A 17,455-nucleotide genomic window follows, 5' to 3' on the forward strand; every position below is an offset into this window, starting at 1 on the left:
TGACGGTGGGTCAGCCCTCCAGGGCGACCGGTCCCGCCGTGACCGGCTCGGCGTTGCGGCGGGTCTTGGCCCAGCCGGTGCGGCCGCGCAGGCTGCGCACGAAGCCGCGCGCCGAGACCACGAACAGGTGGTAGGCGTACAGCCACAGGGCGAAACCCCACAGCACGCCGGTGATCCGCGAGACGTCCGGCGCGTGGTCGCGGCGGTAGACCGGGCCCCACAGGACGAACGGGCCAATGGAGAACGCCGCGAGGATCAGCGTGAGCGGCCACATCGCGAGCGAGCCGAGTTGGCCGAGCACCAGCATCGCGGCGCACAGCACGAGCGTGAGCAGATGCGCGACGGGCTGGAAGAACGTGTACAGCGTCTCCAGAACGCCCGCGCCGGTGTACTGGCGCGAGGAGAGGATCCGGCCCGCGTAACGCACGCACTGCAGGTTGCCCTGGGCCCAGCGGGTGCGCTGGGTGAGCAGTCGACGGGCGTGCGGGAGGCCCTCCTGGGAGACCCAGGCGTCGGCGACGTGCGTGACGCGGTACCCGGCGAGGATCATCTGGAGGCCCAGCTCGTAGTCCTCCAGGAGCGCGCCGCGCTGCCAGGGGCGGCGCTCTGCGGCGGCTATCCGGTCGAGCGCGGAGAGCCGGGTGAACTGGCCGTTGCCGCCTAGTCCGACCGAACCGGTGCGGCCCCGCAGCAGTTGCATGCCCGCGTTGGACACGGCGAACTCCATGTCCTGGACGCGCACGAGGAGCCGCGCGAAGGCGTTGGCCGTCCGGCCCCGGTCGGGCAGCGGGCGCTCGTCGTCGACATTGCGCATCCGCACACCGACCTGGACCCCGCCGACCTCCGGGTCGGCGAACGCGGCCGGGCCCGAGACGAGTTCGAGGGCGCGCGGGTCGAGCCGCCCGTCGGCGTCGACCACGCACACGACGGTCCGCTCCCGGTCCGCCCCGGCGGGCAGGAAGTCCCCGAGCTGCTCGTAGGCGGCGTTCAGGGCGTCTCCCTTGCCGGTACGCGCGTCGGGCCGCACCCGGCGCACGAGGTGGACGCGCCGGTCGTCCTCCGCGAGCGCGGCGACGATGACCCCGGTCCGGTCGTCGCTGTCGTCGTCGATCACCCAGACGTGCGCCGAGGGAAAGTCCGCCCGCAACTGCGCGACGGTGGCGCCGACGACGGCCTCCTCGTCCCGGCAGGGCACGAAGAAGTGCCAGTCGAGCACGCCGGGATCGCCCGCTTCGGTACGCGCCCGGCGCAGGTAGGCGTGACGGGCCCCGGCCCAGTAGAGCAGGAAGCACCCGAGGAGGAAGAAGGGAAAGAGGAAGAGGCTGTTGGGCATGGAGCGGGGGTCCTTGGAGATCGTCTGCCGGGGAGCGGGCGCGGCTTCATGGGTGTCGCGGGCGGGCTTCAGCGCTACCGCGCGCGAAGGGACCGCACCCGTCAGGCCACCGCCGCGTAGGACCCCCGCGCCGCGAGCCCCACCAGCAGCGCGACGACCCGCCGCGAAGCCAGCCCGTCCCCGAAGGGACTCGGGAGCGAGGCGAGCCGCGCCCGGCCCGCCTCGCCCGAAGCCAGCCGTCGCCGCGCCGCCTCCCCCAACTGCCGCCCGGGGCCCACCAGTTCGGCGAAGTCGGGCATCGCCTCGGGCCGCTCCGTGGAGTTGCGTACGACGACAAGGGGACGGCCGAGCACCGTGACCTCCTCCTGGACTCCCCCGGAGTCGGACACCAGGAGCGCCGCGTGCTGGGCCAGCGCCAGGAAGGTGCGGTACCCCAGCGGCGGGGTCACCAGGAGGGGGTCGAGGAGCTCCGCGAGACCGGCCGCCTCGACGCGGGCCCGGGTGCGGGGATGCAGCGGAAGGACCACCGGCAGCTCGGCGGCGAGCGAGGCGAGCTCGGCGAGGACGGCGCGCAGCGAGGCCGGGTCGTCGGTGTTCTCGGGCCGGTGCACGGTGGCGAGGACGTACCCGTCACTCACCAGGCCGAGTCGCCCGAGTTCGGCGAACCGCTGGGCGCTGGTGGGGAGTTGACCGCGCACAGCCTCGACGACCGTGTTGCCGGTGACCTCGATGCGGCCCGCCGGGATGCCCTCGGCCAGCAGGTTGTCCCGGTTCTTCGGAGTCGCCGCGCACAGCACGTCCGCGATCCGGTCGATCAGCACCCGGTTGTGCTCCTCGGGCATGTTCCGGTCGTGGCTGCGCAGCCCCGCCTCGACGTGGACGAGCGGGATGGCGCGCGCGTTGGCGACGAGGGCGCCGGACAGGGCCGCATTGGTGTCGCCCTGGACGACGACCGCGCGCGGCGGCTCGGCGCAGAACACCGCGTCGAGCTGGGCAAGGGCCGCGGAGATCTGGACCGCGCGGGGCCGGCCGCCGATGCCGGTGAGGTAGGTCGGCTCGGGGATGCAGAGGTCGGTGAGGAAGCGGCCGGAGAGCTCCTCGTCGTAGTGCTGCCCGGTGTGCACGACGTGCGCGGCGGGCCCGAGGAGACGGATCAGCTCGGTCAGCTTCACCAGCTCGGGGCGGGTGCCGAGAACGACGGCGATGCTGCGGGGCGGCAGGGCGGACACGGGAACTCCAGGAACGGACCGGCGGGACGTGCTGAGGCTGCCCGGTGTCCGTTGCGCACCCGGATGGCGTTCGGTTGCCCGACGGTTGCGAAGGCGACAATCGGGCATTTTGGGTCTTTCGTCCCCCGCGCGGCCGGGACCTTCGCCCCGTACCGGCAGCGGAGCCGGAGCTCAGGCCTCTTGATCCCCCCGGTACCGGTAGCCGAGCCCCCGCACCGCCTCAAGGGGGTCGGACTCAAGGCTGCCCGCCGCCTGCTGGAGCTTGCGGCGTACGCGCAGGACCGCGAACTTCACCCGCTCGCGGCCGATGCCCTGGGGGTCGTCCCAGACCTGGTCGAGCAGCTGATCGGTGCTGACGACGCGGCCCCGGTTGCGAACCAGGACCTGGAGCAGCCGGTACTCGATGTCGCTGAGCCGCACCTCCTCGCCTCGCCAGAGGGCCGAGCGCCGTTCGGGCACGAGGCGCAGGGCTCCGTCGTGGAGGGCCCCGGCCCAGCGAGCGGGCGAGGTGCGGCGCAGCAGGGCCTCGACGCGGGCGAGCAGTTCCTCGTTGCCGAACGGCTTGGGGAGATAGTCGTCGGCCCCGGCGCGCAGACCCCGTACCCGGTCGGTCTCGGCGCCGCGGGCGGTGAGCAGCAGCACGGGCAGGTCGGTCATGTCGCGGGTGCGCTCCAGGACCTGCCAGCCGTCGAGTTCCGGCAGGCCGACGTCCAGGACCATGAGGTCGGGTCTGTCCGCGAAGAGCCGGCGCAGCCCTTCGCGGCCGTCCGCGGCGGGCACGACCTCGTACCCGGCCCGGGTGAACAGGATGCGCAGGGCCATCGCGACGTCCGGGTCGTCCTCGACGACCAGGATCCGCGTCACCGCCCGGTCCCTTCGGCAGTCGGTCCCGCGACGGGCAGCCGGATGCCGAACACCGCTCCCCCGCTCTCGGCGGCCGAGACGGTGAGCTCGCCGCCGTGTCGGCGCACGATCTCGCGGCTGATGGTGAGGCCGAGGCCGGTGCCGGGAAAGCCGCCGGTCTCGGCGTTGGGGGCGCGTACGAAGCCGGAGAAGATCTCTTCGCGGTACTGCTCGGGCACGCCGATCCCGGTGTCGGCGACGTCGATGTGCCACTGGTCGCCGTGCGGGGCGGCGTCGATGTCGATGCGTCCGCCGGGCGGGGTGAACTTGGCGGCGTTCTCCAGGAGGTTGGCGAGCACGTGCTCCAGACGGTGCTCGTCGCCGTGGAGCAGCGGGCCCTCGGCGCAGCGCAGCGCCACGAACACCCCGGCCCGCGAGGTGGTGGACATCCGGTCGAGGACCGCGTGCTGGAGCATCCGCGCGATGTCCACCCGGTCGAACTCCAGCTTCAGCTGCGGGCTGCGCAGCCGGGCCGTGTTCATGAGCGTGGTCATGACACCTTCCATCCGTGCGGCGTTGCGCCGGATCGCGGCCAGGAGGGCCTGCTGGTCGGCGTCGAGCGGGCCGGACGCCGGCTCGGCGAGGAGCTCGCAGAAGCTGAGGATGGAGGTGAGCGGGGTGCGCAGGCTGTGCGAGGCGAGGGCGAGGAACTCGTTGCGCTGCCCGGCCAGCTCGGCGAGCGCCGCGTTGTCCCGCTCCAGGGCGTGCTCGCGGCGCTTGTCCTCGGTGATGTCCTCGGCGGTCCACAGCGAGCCGAAGGGCACGCCGTCCGCGTCGTACAGCGGCTCCACGTCGCGCCGGATCACGCGGCCGTCGGTGAGCGGGATCTCGGCCGCCCGGTGGATGTGCCGGGCGGCGATGGCGTGGGTGGTGTCGACGACCCAGGCGGGACGTTCGGCGAAGGTGTCGCACACGGCGTCGACGACGGGGCCGAGCGGCGCGCCCGGGGTGGTCTCGACGCGGCCTTCGAGGGCGAACATGTCGATGAAACGCCGGTTGACGGCGATCACGATGTCGTCGCCGCCTTGGACGATGGCCGCCCTGGGCAGCGCTTCCAGGACGGCCTGCAGTCGGTCGCGGTGCACCCGACCACCGTACGCTCGGGCCACCGCGAATCGCAGTCGCGAAGGGACACGTCCGCACGGCCCGGCAGTCAGGGGTGTCAGTGTTCGCTGACCTTCCCGTCCGCGACCTCCAGGCGACGGGTGGTGTGCACGGCGTCGAGCATCCGGCGGTCGTGGGTGACCAGGAGCAGGGTGCCGGTGTACGAGTCGAGCGCGGACTCCAGCTGCTCGATGGCGGGCAGGTCGAGGTGGTTGGTCGGCTCGTCCAGGACGAGGAGGTTGACGCCACGGCCCTGGAGCAGCGCGAGGGCCGCGCGGGTGCGCTCGCCCGGCGAGAGCGAACCGGCGGGCCGCAGCACGTGGTGTGCCTTCAGCCCGAACTTGGCGAGCAGGGTGCGCACCTCGGCCGGTTCCGTGTCGGGGACCGCCGCACAGAACGCGTCGAGCAGCGACTCCTCGCCCAGGAACAGGCCGCGCGCCTGGTCGACCTCGCCCACGACGACGCCGGAGCCGAGCGCTCCCTGGCCCGCGTCGAGCGGCAGCCGGCCGAGGAGGGCCGCGAGCAGGGTCGACTTGCCGGAGCCGTTGGCGCCGGTGATGGCGACGCGGTCGGCCCAGTCGATCTGGAGCGAGACGGGACCGAAGGTGAAGCCCTCACGGTGGACCTCGGCGCCGTTCAGCGTCGCGACGACCGCGCCGGAGCGGGGCGCGGCGGCGATCTCCATGCGCAGCTCCCACTCCTTGCGGGGCTCGTCCACCACGTCGAGGCGCTCGATCATGCGCTGGGTCTGGCGGGCCTTGGCGGCCTGCTTCTCGCTGGACTCGCTGCGGAACTTCTTTCCGAGCTTGTCGCTGTCGGTGGCCTTGCGGCGGGCGTTCTTGACGCCCTTGTCCATCCAGGAGCGCTGCATCTGGGCGCGGCCTTCGAGGGCGGAGCGCTTGTCGGCGTACTCCTCGAAGTCCTCGCGGGCGTGCCGGCGGGCGGTGGCGCGCTCTTCGAGGTAGGCCTCGTAGCCGCCGCCGTACAGGTTGATCTGCTGCTGGGCGAGGTCGAGTTCGAGCACCTTGGTGACGGTGCGGGCGAGGAACTCGCGGTCGTGGCTGACGACGACCGTGCCGGCCCGCAGTCCCTTCACGAACGCTTCGAGGCGCTCCAGGCCGTCCAGGTCGAGGTCGTTGGTCGGCTCGTCGAGCAGGAAGACGTCGTAGCGGGACAGGAGCAGCGAGGCGAGTCCGGCGCGGGCGGCCTGGCCGCCGGAGAGCGCGGTCATGGGCTGGTCGAGGCCGGTGGTCAGGCCGAGGGACGCGGCCACCTCCTCGGCCCGCTCGTCGAGGTCGGCGCCGCCGAGCGCGAGCCAGCGCTCCAGGCTGTCGGCGTACGCGTCGTCGGCGCCGGGGGCTCCGTCGACCAGGGCCTGGGTCGCGGCGTCCATCGTTTCCTGGGCGGCGGCGACTCCGGTGCGCCGGGCGAGGAAGGCCCGGATCGTCTCGCCGGGGCGCCGGTCGGGCTCCTGCGGAAGGTGGCCGACGCTCGCGCCCGGCGGGGACAGGCGCAGCTCGCCCTGCTCGGGGGTGTCGAGCCCGGCGAGCAGGCGGAGCAGGGAGGACTTGCCCGCGCCGTTGGGTCCGACGAGGCCGATGACGTCGCCGGGGGCGACCACCAGGTCGAGCCCGGCGAACAGGGTGCGGTCGCCGTGGCCGGCGGCGAGGTCCTTGGCGACGAGAGTTGCAGTCATGAGGTGACCGATCTTAAGCCGTCCGCCGGCCCGGTCTTGAGCCGTCCCCCGGCCCGGCCCCGATCCCGGCCTGCGGCCCCGGGGGAGCGCCCGCGCACCGAGACCCCCCTCCTGATCACGGCCGCGATGGCCGAAACCCGGGCGGATGTTTCGGGTGCGGTGCGAGACTCGTGGCGCTGCGGCATTTCACCGGCCCGTTCCCCCTGGAGGTTTGCGCACCATGAGCACCGCCGTGTCGCCCCGTTGGCTCATCGCCGGGTCGCCGCGCCCCGGCGCCCCCAAGCTCTACTGTTTCGCGCACGGTGGGGGTTCGGCCACGGAGTACCTCCGCTGGGGCCGCGACATGCCGGGCGCCGAGCTCCAGGCCGTGCAGTTGCCGGGCCGCGGCTCGCGGTACGGGGAGCCGGGATTCACCTCGATGGAGGCGCTGGTGGCCGCGTTCCTCGACGAGGTCCAGCTCAGCCCGGCGCCGTTCGCCTTCTTCGGGCACAGTCTGGGTTCCCTCATCGCGTACGAGATCACGCGCGCCCTGCGCGACGCGGGCCGGCCGCTGCCCGCCCGGCTGGTCCTGTCCGGCTACGCGGCGCCGCACCTGCGCCACGTGCGTGTCGACGACCCGCTGCACCACCTGCCCGATAACGAGCTCATCGAGCGGATCGCGAAGATCCACGGCGGCATCCCGCAGGAGGTCCTGGACTCGGCGGAGCTGCGCGGGCTGGTCGTGGGCGGGCTGCGGGACGACTACCGCATTCTGGAGACGTACGCCTGGCGGGAAGCGGAGCCGCTGCCCGTGCCGATCACGATGTTCGGCGGCAGCGCCGACCACCCGCGCGAGCAGCTCGAAGCCTGGCGGCAGCACACCACCGCAGAGGTGACGGTACGTCAATTCCCGGGCGGCCACTTCTACTTGCGCGAGGAGCCCGCGCCCGTGCTGCGGGCACTGGAGGCGGCACTGCGGGACGCCGGGGCACGCTGACCCTCGCGCCCCCGCCGCTCACCTGCCCCGGAGCGCACGGGTGGGCTACCGTCCCGGCATGAGCAGCGACGTGATCGTGGTGGGCGGCGGGGTCATCGGGTTGACGACGGCGATCGTCCTGGCGGAGTCGGGCCGCCAGGTCCGGGTCTGGTGCCGGGAGCGGGCGCGGGATTCGACGTCGGCCGTGGCCGGCGGGCTGTGGTGGCCGTACCGCATCGAGCCCGAGGAACGCGTCGGCGACTGGGCACTCGCCTCGCTGCGGGTGTACGAGGAGCTGGCGCTCAAGGCGGAGGAGACCGGGGTGCGGCTGACCGAGGGGCTGCACGCCGGGGCGCGGCTCGACGGCCTCGGGCCGTGGGCGGCCCAGGTGCCCGGGCTCCGCGAGGGCCCGGAGGGACTGCGGGCCAGGCTCCCGCTGATCGACATGCCGACACATCTGGACTGGCTGGAACGGCGCCTCATCGAAGCGGGCGGAGCGGTGGAGGTCCGGGACGTCGAGCGCCTTCCGGACGCGCCGATCGTGGTCAACTGCACGGGACTCGGCGCGCGCCACCTGGTGCCTGATCCCCAAGTACGGCCCGTGCGGGGCCAGTTGGTGGTGGTCGAGAATCCGGGGATCCGCGAGTGGTACACCGCGGTGGAGGACGCCGGCGAGGAGTCGACGTACTTCATGCCCCAGCCGTACGGGCTGCTGCTCGGCGGCACCGCGCAGGAGGACGACGGGAACCTGACGCCCGACCCGGCGACGGCCGGGCGCATCATCGCGGGCTGTGCGCGAATCCACCCCGAGATCGCGGACGCGCGAGTGCTCGGCCACCGCGTGGGATTGCGCCCGGTACGCGACGCGGGTGTGCGGGTAGAGCGCCAACTCGCCTCCAATGGATGGGTGTTGGTGCACAACTACGGGCACGGCGGGGCCGGGGTGACGGTCGCCTGGGGCTGCGCGCAGGAGGCCGCGGCGCTGGCCACGGCCCCCTCCGCTCCCTGCTCCTCCCGCTGATTCAGCAGCGTTCGACGGGCTCGGCGGCCGTCAGGTGGTACTGGGCGCGGCCGTCGAGCAGCAGGGGCACCAGGTCGCGCAGCGACTGGCGCAGCGGGGCGATGGCCCCCTCGTCGGCGGTGCGCCTCACCTGCACGCCGTGCAGCGCGAGTTGCTCCTTGACCTGTGCGTACTGGGCGGGGCTCAGGCGGTAGCCGCACGGTGGGTCGCGGAGGATTTCCGCCGGGGTCGGCGGCGTATTGTCGGCGCCGCCCAGATAGACGGGCCCCTGGTCGCGGTATCCGGCGGCGCGCGCCGCGCCCGTGGCCGCCTCGATGCGCCCTCGACGATCCGCCACGAAGTCGAACAGGCCGCCCAGACCGGTCAGTTGGGAGTCGACGCGGCGCCGGTTGTTGACGGCCGGGTCGGCCTTCTCCGCATCGGTCATCGGATCCACCCGGCTCTCGATGAGCAGCGCGACGGCGTGCTTGATGCCCGCCGTGTTGCGCAGGATCCGCTCCTGGCCGTCACCGGCGACCTGTTTGACGGGGTCGCCGGTGACCGGGTCGGTCCAGATGCCGTAGGTGCCCGTGCGGTAGCCCGCGCCCTGCGTGGCATCGCGGACGTAGTCGCCGGACAGCGTCCGCGCCTCCTCGTGCACCATCGGAAAGGTGTTGAGGTTGCGCGGCCAGAGGTCGAACAGGTCCTTGTCGTAGTACCCGGGAGTCGCGCCGTACTCGTGCAAGTCGTAGACGACATCGGGGTGTTCGTCGCGCAGCACCGAGGCGGTGGCCCGCGCTTCGGCCGTCTTCAGCGCGATGTGGTCGCGGTTGATGTCGACGCCTTCGGAGTTCTCGCGGGTGTCGGCGGCCCGGCCGTCCGGGTTGGCGGTCGGGATGACCAGGACGGTGGTGCGCTCCAGGAAGCGGAGCGTGGCCCGGTCCTTGGTCAGGGCGAGGTCGCGGAGCGTGCTGAGGCAGGCCTCGCGGCCTGACGGTTCGTTACCGTGCTGGCTGCACACGAGGAGTACGGTGCTGGACGTGTGCCGGCCGCCGATGCGCACCTCCTGCAGCGGGCGCCCCTGGCGGGTGGTGCCGATCCGGCGCACCGAGGTCCGCTCGCTGAGCCGGTCGACGGCGGCGAGGAAGTCCTGCTCCTCCGGCTGGCCGGTCCAGCGCGCCCCGTCACTGACCTCGAAGCCGGTGCGGGGCTCGGTGGACCGGGCCGTGGCGGGCGCGGTGGCCAGGGGGACGGCGAGCACGGCCGCCGTCACCCCGAGCGCCACCAGACGCGCCTTCATCGGGGGACGTCCCCGGGGAGCCGCTGCGTCATCCGCGGCACCGGAACACCCTTCGGCGCCGCCGAAGGCCCGCCTATCTGCCCGTGCGTACCGGACGTGGCCCGAGCGAACGCCCCGGCGCCACCGCCGAACGGCACCGTGGCGCCTGTTCGCGCGAGGTCCACGGTGAGCGTCGGCTTGCTCGTCGGAGGCTCGATGAGGCCATTGTCGGTGCCCGCGACGATCAGCGCGAGTCGGTGCCCGGCCGGTACGACGTGGTCGGTGGCGGCCAGGTCGAGCGTGATCGTGTACGGCTTGCCCGGGGTGAGCGGGACGCCCTTGCCGGCGGAGGCGTAGTGGCCGAGGTCAGCCCAGCCGCGGCTGAAGACGGTGTAGCCCACATCGGTCTTGTCCGCCGAGGTCGTCAGGTAGCAGGAGCTGTCACCGGCCGTGCTCGCGCCCCAGCAGGTGCGGTCGGTGCCAGTGAGGATGCCTTCGCCGGAGCCGGCGTAGTTGCGGATGGTGTCGGGCCCGAGGTCGACGAGGACCGCCGAGAGGTGGGCGCTGCTCGTGGTGGGCGTCGCGGTGACGGTCACCTTGGACGAGCCGGACACCCGCAGGTCCTTGGTCAGCGGCTGGGTGACGAAACCCGCCTTGTCGGGTGTGGACTTGTCGATCGAAGCGGCCCAACTGGTCTCGTCCAGGGCCGGGTTGTCGGTGAAGGTCGAGGTCGTCCCGGCCGGAGCGGCCTTCAGCGAGAGCCCGCCGACGCCCGGAGCCGGGCCGCTCACCGGGTGCAGCACGGTCGCCGTGGTGCCGGCCGGCGGCCACGACTTGTCGGTGCTCCACTGGTCGGGGTGGCGCTCGATGTCGGCCATCGGCTGCCGCTCGATGCCGTTGTCGTAGCCCAGGAGGTAGTGGTCGAACCACCGGTGGAGGGTGTCCACCCACTCGGCACGCCGGTAGTCGAACGGGTCGACGTGGCCCGTCTGCGACAGCCAGATCTTCCGCTCCACCCCGTTCTTGGCGAGCCCGTCCCACCACTGGCCGAAGTTCTTCGTCCGCACGTTGAGGTCCTGCATGCCGTGCACGACGAACACGCTGGCCTTCACGTTGTCCGCGTGGCTCGCGTAGTCCCGGTCGGTCCAGAGCTTCGTCCAGTCCCCGTTGCGCGGGGATCCGTCGACGAGCTTCTGCTGCGCCGCGGCGCAGCGGGCCTGCGCGGCCGGGCTGTCGACGTAGCCGGCGAGGTCGGCCGGGCCCCCGTCGTAGAGCGCCGCGCCCTTGGCGAAGTAGTAGTCGTACCAGGACGAGATCGAGCTGATCGGCACGATCGTCCTGAGGCCCTCGACACCGGTGGCGGCGACCCCGTTGGCTATGGTGCCGTCCCAGCTCTTGCCGATCATGCCGGTGCGGCCGTTGGTCCAGCCGGCGGTGGCGCGCTGGGTGCCCGTACGCGTCGTGTAGGCGCGGGCCCGGCCGTTCAGCCAGTCGACGACGGCCTTCGCGGACAGGACGTCGGAGGGGCCGCCGACGTCGACACAGCCGTCCGAGCGATTGGTTCCGGCCAGGTCCACGCCGACGAAGGCGTAGCCGCGCGGCACGAAGTAGTTGTCGTAGTACAGCGGCATCTGGACGACGTTGCCGTTGGCGTCGTACGTCTTGAGCTGGCTCTCGTTGCCGCGGCCGCAGCACGAGTAGTAGGGGCTGGCGTCCATGATGACCGGCACTTTGCGGCCCTGCTGCGCGGGTTCGCGCGGCCGGACGATGTCGACCGCGACCCGGTCGTTCTTCCCGTCCCCGTCGCCGTCCAGGCCGGTGTCGACCCAGACGGCCTCGCGTATCGCGTTCTGGTAGGAGTAGACCGGTTGGCTCTCCCCGGCACGGGCCGCCTGCGCGCCCGCCGGGGCGAGGAGCACCGCCGCGAGGGCGGCCACGGCCGCGAGGACGAGCGATCTGAGGGATCTTGACCTGTGGCGGGTGCCCCGCGCGCGTATCGGCATGGGGCGGAAGGTACTCCGGTCAACTCCCGCGCAAAAGAGGGCAGTCGAGGCACTTAAGCGAACGAAGCCGCACAAGTCAACATGTCGGCCGAATGGCGATCGTGTGACAGCAGGAGCCATGGACATGACCGGGACGGCAGGGGCTGAATAGGGTCCGAGGAGATCGTTCACCATCGTTCACCCCACGACGACACTGACGACTTGGAGCTTTTCGTGCACCGCAAAATCATCGCCCCGAGCGTGCTCGCCGCCTCCCTGCTGCTGGTGATCCCGGCATCGGCCGCGGACTTCACTCCGGGCGCCCCGGGCATCGGCGACCCCTACTACCCGGCCAGCGGCAACGGCGGCTACGACGTCTCGCACTACGACCTGAAGCTCAGGTACCAGCCCGCCACCGACCTCCTTGAGGGCACGGCCACGCTGCTCGCCACCACCCAGCAGGACCTCTCCCGTTTCAACCTGGACTTCGGTCTCGCCGTCAGCGAAGTGCGGGTCAACGGCGCCAAGGCCACGTTCGCCACGTCGGGCAGCCACGAGCTGGAGATCACCCCGGCCACGCCGCTGCCGAAGGGCAAGTCCATCACCGTGGTCGTGAAGTACGCGGGCAAGCCCTCCGAGCTGAAGGTCGACGGCTGGACGGCCTGGCAGCGCACCCCGGACGGCGGCGTGGCGGCCCAGGAGCCGGACTCGGCCGTGTGGTGGTTCCCGTCCAACGACCACCCGCTGGACAAGGCCACGTACGACGTGTCGGTCAAGGTGCCCGACGGCACCCAGGCGATCAGCAACGGCGTTCTGCAGTCGCAGAGTTCGAAGCTGGGCTGGACGACGTACAACTGGCGCTCCAACAAGCCGCAGGCCTCCTACCTGGCGACGCTCGCGGTGGGCAAGTTCGACATCACCACCGACAAGACCGCGAGCGGGCTGCCGGTCCTGAACGCGTACAGCAAGGACCTCGGCGACAACGGTGACGCCGCGCGCGCCAGCATCGAACGCTCGAAGGACGTCACGGAGTGGCTTGAAAGCGTCTTCGGCAAGTACCCCTTCAACGCGGTCGGCGGCTACGTCCCGAACGTGCCGAGCCACTTCGCCCTCGAAACGCAGACACGGCCGTTCTACAGCCCGGCGCAGTTCGCCAACGGCGCCAACGTGTCCGTGGTTGTCCATGAGCTGGCGCACCAGTGGTACGGCGACGACGTCTCCGTCAAGGGCTGGAAGGACATCTGGGACAACGAGGGCTTCGCGTCCTACGCCCAGTGGCTCTGGTCGGAGAAGGAGGGCGACGGCACCGCGCAGCAGCTGGCGGACTGGGTGTACTCGCAGCACCCGGCCGACGACCCGTTCTGGAAGGTCAAGCCGGGCGACCCGGGCCCGGACAAGCAGTTCGACGCCGCCGTCTACGACCGCGGTGCCGTCGCCATCCAGGCCTTGCGCAACACGGTCGGCGACGCGGCCTTCTTCAAGATCCTCAAGGGCTGGCCGGCCGAGCACGCCTACGGCAACGCGGCGGTCGGCGACTTCGTGAAGTACGCCGAGAAGATCTCGGGCAAGCCGCTGGCCGAGCTCTTCGACACCTGGCTCTTCCAGCCTGCGAAGCCGTCCAACTCGGCTGCGGCGAAGGCCAAGTTCGGTCCGCGAGCGGGGGTCGCCGCCTCCCCGTCGGCCAAGACGGTCAAGCCGGTTGAGCCCAAGTCGTGGAAGCAGATCGCAGCATCGCACCAGGTGCCCGACCAGCACTGAGACGACCAGGAGGGCCGGGGTGGCCTGGGCCGGAGGGTTCCTCGCGCCCGCCGCCCCGGCTTTCGGCACGTTCTGAGCCCTCAGAGCCCTGAGAGCGTTTTCAGGGGGTTGAGGCGGGACGAGGGCTCGGAGCCGCCAAGGATTGAGAGCGCTCTCAGGGAGCGAGGCCGGGACGGGAGGCTTCCGGTCGTGAGGAGCTGAGAGCGCTCTCTCCACGGAGCTCCGGACACCCGATACGCTGCCCGGCAACGCAGTTCCGCCGAGGGATCGCCGACGATCCGCCGATGGGAGAACCCGCCTTGACCGAGCAGTACTTCGGGACGCGCCCCACGCTCGAAGCCGTCGCGGCGCACGCGGGGGTGTCCCGGGCGACGGCGTCCCGGGTGATCAACGGCGGTGCGGGGGTGCGGCCACCCTTGGTCGACAAGGTGCGGCAGGCCGTCGAGGAGCTGGGGTACATCCCCAATCAGGCGGCCCGTTCGCTCGTCACCCGCCGCACCGGCGCGGTCGCCGTGATCGTGGCCGAGCCCGAGACCCGGTTCTTCTCCGACCCCTTCTTCTCCCAGCAGATCCGCGGCATCAGCAAGGAACTCGCCGCCCACGACGCCCAGTTGGTGCTGCTCCTGGTCGAAGGCCCGGACGACTACGGGCGCATCTCCCGCTATCTGACGGGTGGTCATGTCGACGGGGCGCTCGCCTTCTCGCTGCACGACGAGGATCCGCTGCCCGCGATCACGCGCGGGGCCGGGATGCTGACGGTCTTCGGCGGGCGGCCCGGCTTTCCGACCGCCGTTCCGTACGTCGATGCCGACAACCGGGGTGGCGCGCGTGAGGCCGTGCGCCATCTGCTGTCCATCGGGCGCGAGCGCATCGCCCACATCGCGGGCCCGCTGGATCAGACCGCCTCGACGGACCGACTCGACGGGTACCGCGACGTACTCCCGGAAGCCAGTCCGGCACTGGTGGCGCAGGGCGCGTTCACGGCCGAGAGCGGGGCCCGTGCGATGGCCGAACTGCTCGCGCGCCGACCGGACTTGGACGCCGTGTTCGCCGCCAACGACCTGATGGCATCGGGCGCACTGAGGGTGCTTCGGGAGCGCGGCCGACGCGTGCCGGAGGATGTCGCGCTGGTCGGGTTCGATGACATGGCCTCGGTCGCGGAGGCCACCGATCCGCCGCTGACGACCGTGCGCCAAGAGGTCGAGGAGATGGGCCGGCTCATGGCGCGGCTGCTGCTGCGCGGCCTCGACCAGGGCGGCACCGAGGTGTCCCCGCCTGCCTCGGTGATCACGCCGACGGTGTTGGTGCGACGCGCCTCCGCGTGAGGCGGGGACGGCGCTTCAGGTTCGGGAGCGCGCCGAGCGCCTGAACTCCGCACGCGCACGGCGGGCGAGCGGCAGATAGCGCAGCCGCTCGGGCAGCACCGGCACGACCGCGCGCACCACCCGGCCGAAGCGGCGCAGCTTCCGCTCCTGCTCGTCCGTCCAGTCGAGGCCTATCGCCTCGCGCGCGTCCGGCGGCATGAAACCGATGGTGACGAACCGGCGGAAGCGCGCGAGCGGCGGCAACAGCACCGGCCAGAGCGCTCTCAGGAGGAGGCGCAGGAGCAGCGGGCCGCGGTCGGGGGCCGGGACCGGGCGGTCGGTGGCGACGAGCTCCTCGACGACGACGTTGGTACGTATCTCGTCGGCGAGGACCTTGCGGTAGTAGGGCCAGAACTCCTCGATGGTCGCCGGCATGTCCCGGTCGCTTATCCCCAGTATCCGGCCCACCTGGAGCCACTCCGCGTACAGCTTGCGGTGCTGGGCGTCGGTGAAGGGGCGCCCGATGTACTGCTGGGCGTGTGCGTAGACGGGGTATCCGGTGGCGTGCACCCACGCGTAGTAGGCGGGGGTGAGCGCGTGGTAGCGGCGGCCGGTGGCGTCCGTGCCCTGGATCGTCTTGTGGAGTTCCCGGAGCCGGCGCCCCTCCTTGGCGGCCTGCTCGCCTCCGTACACCCAGAGCTGGAGCGAGCGCAGCGAGCGCTCTCCGCGGCCCCACGGGTCGGTACGGAACACCGAGTGCTCGTCCACGCCCGCCCCGACCGCGGGGTGCGCCACCTGCATGGTGAGCGCGGCGGGCAGGGTGAGGAGCATCCTGATGTCCCCGGCCAGGCTCCACAGCACGCCACCGGGCGGAGGCGGCACGGGCGCGGCGTCGCGGCGACTCATGGCTCTGGTCTCCCTGGGGCTGACGGGTCCCTGGTGCACTGCCGTGTTTGTAGGGATTCCAGTATGCAATCCCCCAGGTCACAGCGGCACGCGGGGTCCGGCAGGGAGCAGCTCTGCCGAAGCCACGGCGGGACGCAAGGCCCTTCATCAGCCCCACCCTGCCGTCCCCAGGATTCTCAAGAGCGCCGGGCCGCGGGCCTGCGGCGCGCACCCCACCCGCGCCCCCGGTGAAGCCCGTTCACCAGGGGCGCTCGGCGGGCGGACTCAGCGGCCGGCCGGGGTCGGCAGGGGCTCGCCGAGGATGCGGCCGGCGAGTTCGGCGGCCAACTCCTCGACGTACGGGCGCAGTTCACCCTCGGCGGCCGCTCGGGCGGCGGCTATCTTCGCGGTGCCGGCGGTGAGGATCTCGTCGCGCTCACGGTTGCCCTCGGCGCGGGCGGCGGCTATCGCCGCTGCGCCCTCCTCCTTGGCCTGCTGCCTGATGCGGGCCGCCTCGTGCCGTGCCCCGGCGAGCTCGGCCTCGTACTGGGACCGCACCTCGGCGGCCTCCGCGAGCACGGCTTCGGCCTCGCGCGAGCGGCCCGTCGTGAGCGCCTCGCGCTGCTCCAGCGTCCGCTTGATGCGGGGCAGCAGCACGCCCGCCATCATCCAGAAGCAGAGCAGGAACAGGACAAGACCGATCAGGAGATCGGGGACCGTGGGATTGAGGGGGCCCACATTCATGGGGAGAAGCTTCACGCCTTGGCACCTTCTCTCGCGCACACGCCCGTGACTGGTGTTGCCCGAGCGTTCGTACTCCTGATCGTACGACAGGGGTAAGACAGTGGGCGCACCGAGGTTACCTCTAGGTAACCGCAGCTGCTTTGATGTGCGCGCCGGTCCAAATCCCCACTCCAGACACAGGAGTTCACGTGCCGCACTCCTCGCTCCGCCGGGCCCCCGGAGCGGCCCTCGCCGCCGCGCTCGCAGCCGTCACGCTGGCGGCGGCCACCCCCGCTCCTGCCGCCGCAGCCGAGCCGCCCCGGCTGAAGGTGCTGACGTACAACACGTTCCTCATGAGCCAGACCCTGTACCCGAACTGGGGCCAGGACCACCGGGCCCAGGCGATCCCCGCAGCCCCCTTCTTCCAGGGCAACGACGTCGTCGTTCTCCAGGAGGCGTTCGACAACTCGGCCTCGGACGCGCTGAAGCGGAACGCCTCTGCCCAGTACCCGTACCAGACGCCCGTCGTGGGCCGCAGCAAGGACGGCTGGGACGCGACCGGCGGGTCGTACTCCTCGACCACCCCCGAGGACGGCGGGGTCACCCTGCTGAGCAAGTGGCCGATCCTGCACAAGGAGCAGTACGTCTACAAGGACGCCTGCGGCTCCGACTGGTACTCCAACAAGGGCTTCGTCTATGCCGTGCTGGACGTGAACGGCACCAAGGTGCACGTCGTCGGCACCCACACCCAGTCGACGGATTCCGGGTGCGGCGCGGGCGAGGCGGCCAAGGACCGCGCCCTCCAGTTCAAGGCGATCAAGTCCTTCCTCGACGCGAAGAACATTCCGGCGAGCGAGGAGGTGATGGTCGCGGGCGACTTCAACGTGGACTCGCACGGCTCCGAGTACGCCTCGATGCTCGCCAACAGCGGCCTGGTGGGCGCCGATTCACGGACGGGCCACGCGTACTCCTTCGACACCGCCGAGAACTCGATCGCCCACTACCGCTACCCCACCGACCCGAGCGAGGACCTCGACCACGTCCTCCACCTCGCGGGCCACGCGCGCCCGTCGGGCTGGAACAACAACGTGGTGCAGGAGTCCACCGCGCCCTGGACGGTGAGCAGTTGGGGAACGAACTACACGTACACGAACCTCAGCGACCACTACCCTCTCCAGGCCGGCCGCACGCCGTAGCCGACGCGCCACCTGCAACCCCGGCCGTCCGGCACCCGCCGGTCGGCCGGGGTGTTTCCTCGTTCAGCTCCGGTCGATATTGAGCAGTATTGGTGAGACAGCAATACT

Annotated in this window: 14 protein-coding genes; 5 read left to right on the top strand and 9 right to left on the bottom strand. The window is 71.8% G+C overall.

Annotated elements, in window-relative coordinates; all coding sequences use genetic code 11:
• Positions 1–10: 10 nt before the first annotated feature.
• The 5 genes from ADK54_RS12040 to ADK54_RS12060 form a co-directional block, all read right to left on the bottom strand.
• Entirely contained in the window at positions 11–1,333 is a 1,323-nt protein-coding gene (locus ADK54_RS12040; RefSeq protein WP_053725578.1) for a glycosyltransferase, read from the bottom strand.
• 101 nt (positions 1,334–1,434) lie between these two features.
• On the bottom strand, positions 1,435–2,562 hold the full coding sequence (gene wecB / locus ADK54_RS12045) for a non-hydrolyzing UDP-N-acetylglucosamine 2-epimerase (protein WP_053725579.1): 1,128 nt from the start codon (positions 2,560–2,562) through the stop codon (positions 1,435–1,437).
• Positions 2,563–2,733: 171 nt separating this feature from the next.
• Positions 2,734–3,426 carry a response regulator transcription factor gene (locus ADK54_RS12050; protein WP_053725580.1) on the bottom strand — a complete coding sequence of 231 codons (693 nt, stop codon included), beginning with the start codon at positions 3,424–3,426 and terminating at the stop codon, positions 2,734–2,736.
• Positions 3,423–4,550 (bottom strand): PAS domain-containing sensor histidine kinase, encoded by a 1,128-nt coding sequence (locus ADK54_RS12055; protein WP_234392021.1) that lies wholly within the window; start codon positions 4,548–4,550, stop codon positions 3,423–3,425. The genes ADK54_RS12050 and ADK54_RS12055 overlap by 4 nt, the downstream gene beginning before the upstream one ends.
• Before the next feature lie 77 nt (positions 4,551–4,627).
• The gene (locus ADK54_RS12060; RefSeq protein WP_053725582.1) at positions 4,628–6,265 is read right to left on the bottom strand and encodes an ABC-F family ATP-binding cassette domain-containing protein; all 1,638 of its coding nucleotides are present in this window, start codon (positions 6,263–6,265) and stop codon (positions 4,628–4,630) included.
• Positions 6,266–6,485: 220 nt separating this feature from the next.
• On the opposite strand from ADK54_RS12060, the gene ADK54_RS12065 reads away from it, so the two are divergent.
• Together ADK54_RS12065 and ADK54_RS12070 are read left to right on the top strand one after the other, a co-directional pair.
• Positions 6,486–7,241 carry a thioesterase II family protein gene (locus ADK54_RS12065; RefSeq protein WP_053725583.1) on the top strand — a complete coding sequence of 252 codons (756 nt, stop codon included), beginning with the start codon at positions 6,486–6,488 and terminating at the stop codon, positions 7,239–7,241.
• Between the two features lie 58 nt (positions 7,242–7,299).
• Positions 7,300–8,241, top strand: a complete 942-nt coding sequence (locus ADK54_RS12070; RefSeq protein ID WP_199826933.1) for an FAD-dependent oxidoreductase — start codon at positions 7,300–7,302, stop codon at positions 8,239–8,241.
• 1 nt (position 8,242) lies between these two features.
• Here ADK54_RS12070 and ADK54_RS12075 read toward each other — a convergent pair whose 3' ends face one another.
• Together ADK54_RS12075 and ADK54_RS12080 are read right to left on the bottom strand one after the other, a co-directional pair.
• A complete protein-coding gene (locus tag ADK54_RS12075; RefSeq protein WP_053725584.1) occupies positions 8,243–9,520 on the bottom strand; it encodes a M14 family metallopeptidase in 1,278 nt (425 codons plus the stop codon).
• Positions 9,517–11,502 carry a Xaa-Pro dipeptidyl-peptidase gene (locus ADK54_RS12080; RefSeq protein WP_053725585.1) on the bottom strand — a complete coding sequence of 662 codons (1,986 nt, stop codon included), beginning with the start codon at positions 11,500–11,502 and terminating at the stop codon, positions 9,517–9,519. The genes ADK54_RS12075 and ADK54_RS12080 overlap by 4 nt, the downstream gene beginning before the upstream one ends.
• 213 nt (positions 11,503–11,715) lie before the next feature.
• Here ADK54_RS12080 and ADK54_RS12085 point away from each other — a divergent pair, with 213 nt between their 5' ends.
• Positions 11,716–13,239, top strand: coding sequence for a M1 family metallopeptidase (locus ADK54_RS12085; RefSeq protein ID WP_053725724.1), 1,524 nt, complete (start codon positions 11,716–11,718; stop codon positions 13,237–13,239).
• A gap of 299 nt (positions 13,240–13,538) precedes the next feature.
• Positions 13,539–14,564: a LacI family DNA-binding transcriptional regulator gene (locus tag ADK54_RS12090; protein WP_053725725.1), complete on the top strand. Its 1,026-nt coding sequence runs from the start codon at positions 13,539–13,541 to the stop codon at positions 14,562–14,564.
• A 15-nt stretch (positions 14,565–14,579) separates the two neighbouring features.
• On the opposite strand, the gene ADK54_RS12095 is transcribed toward ADK54_RS12090, so the two are convergent.
• Complete coding sequence (locus ADK54_RS12095) at positions 14,580–15,449, bottom strand: oxygenase MpaB family protein (protein WP_053725586.1); 870 nt, start codon at positions 15,447–15,449, stop codon at positions 14,580–14,582.
• Between the two features lie 264 nt (positions 15,450–15,713).
• The gene (locus tag ADK54_RS12100; protein ID WP_053725587.1) at positions 15,714–16,187 is read right to left on the bottom strand and encodes a hypothetical protein; all 474 of its coding nucleotides are present in this window, start codon (positions 16,185–16,187) and stop codon (positions 15,714–15,716) included.
• A 173-nt stretch (positions 16,188–16,360) separates the two neighbouring features.
• Between ADK54_RS12100 and sph the strand changes: the two genes are divergently transcribed.
• The gene (gene sph / locus ADK54_RS12105; RefSeq protein WP_053725588.1) at positions 16,361–17,347 is read left to right on the top strand and encodes a sphingomyelin phosphodiesterase; all 987 of its coding nucleotides are present in this window, start codon (positions 16,361–16,363) and stop codon (positions 17,345–17,347) included.
• Positions 17,348–17,455: the final 108 nt, after the last annotated feature.

The organism is Streptomyces sp. WM6378, assembly GCF_001279695.1.
GTDB lineage: Bacteria > Actinomycetota > Actinomycetes > Streptomycetales > Streptomycetaceae > Streptomyces.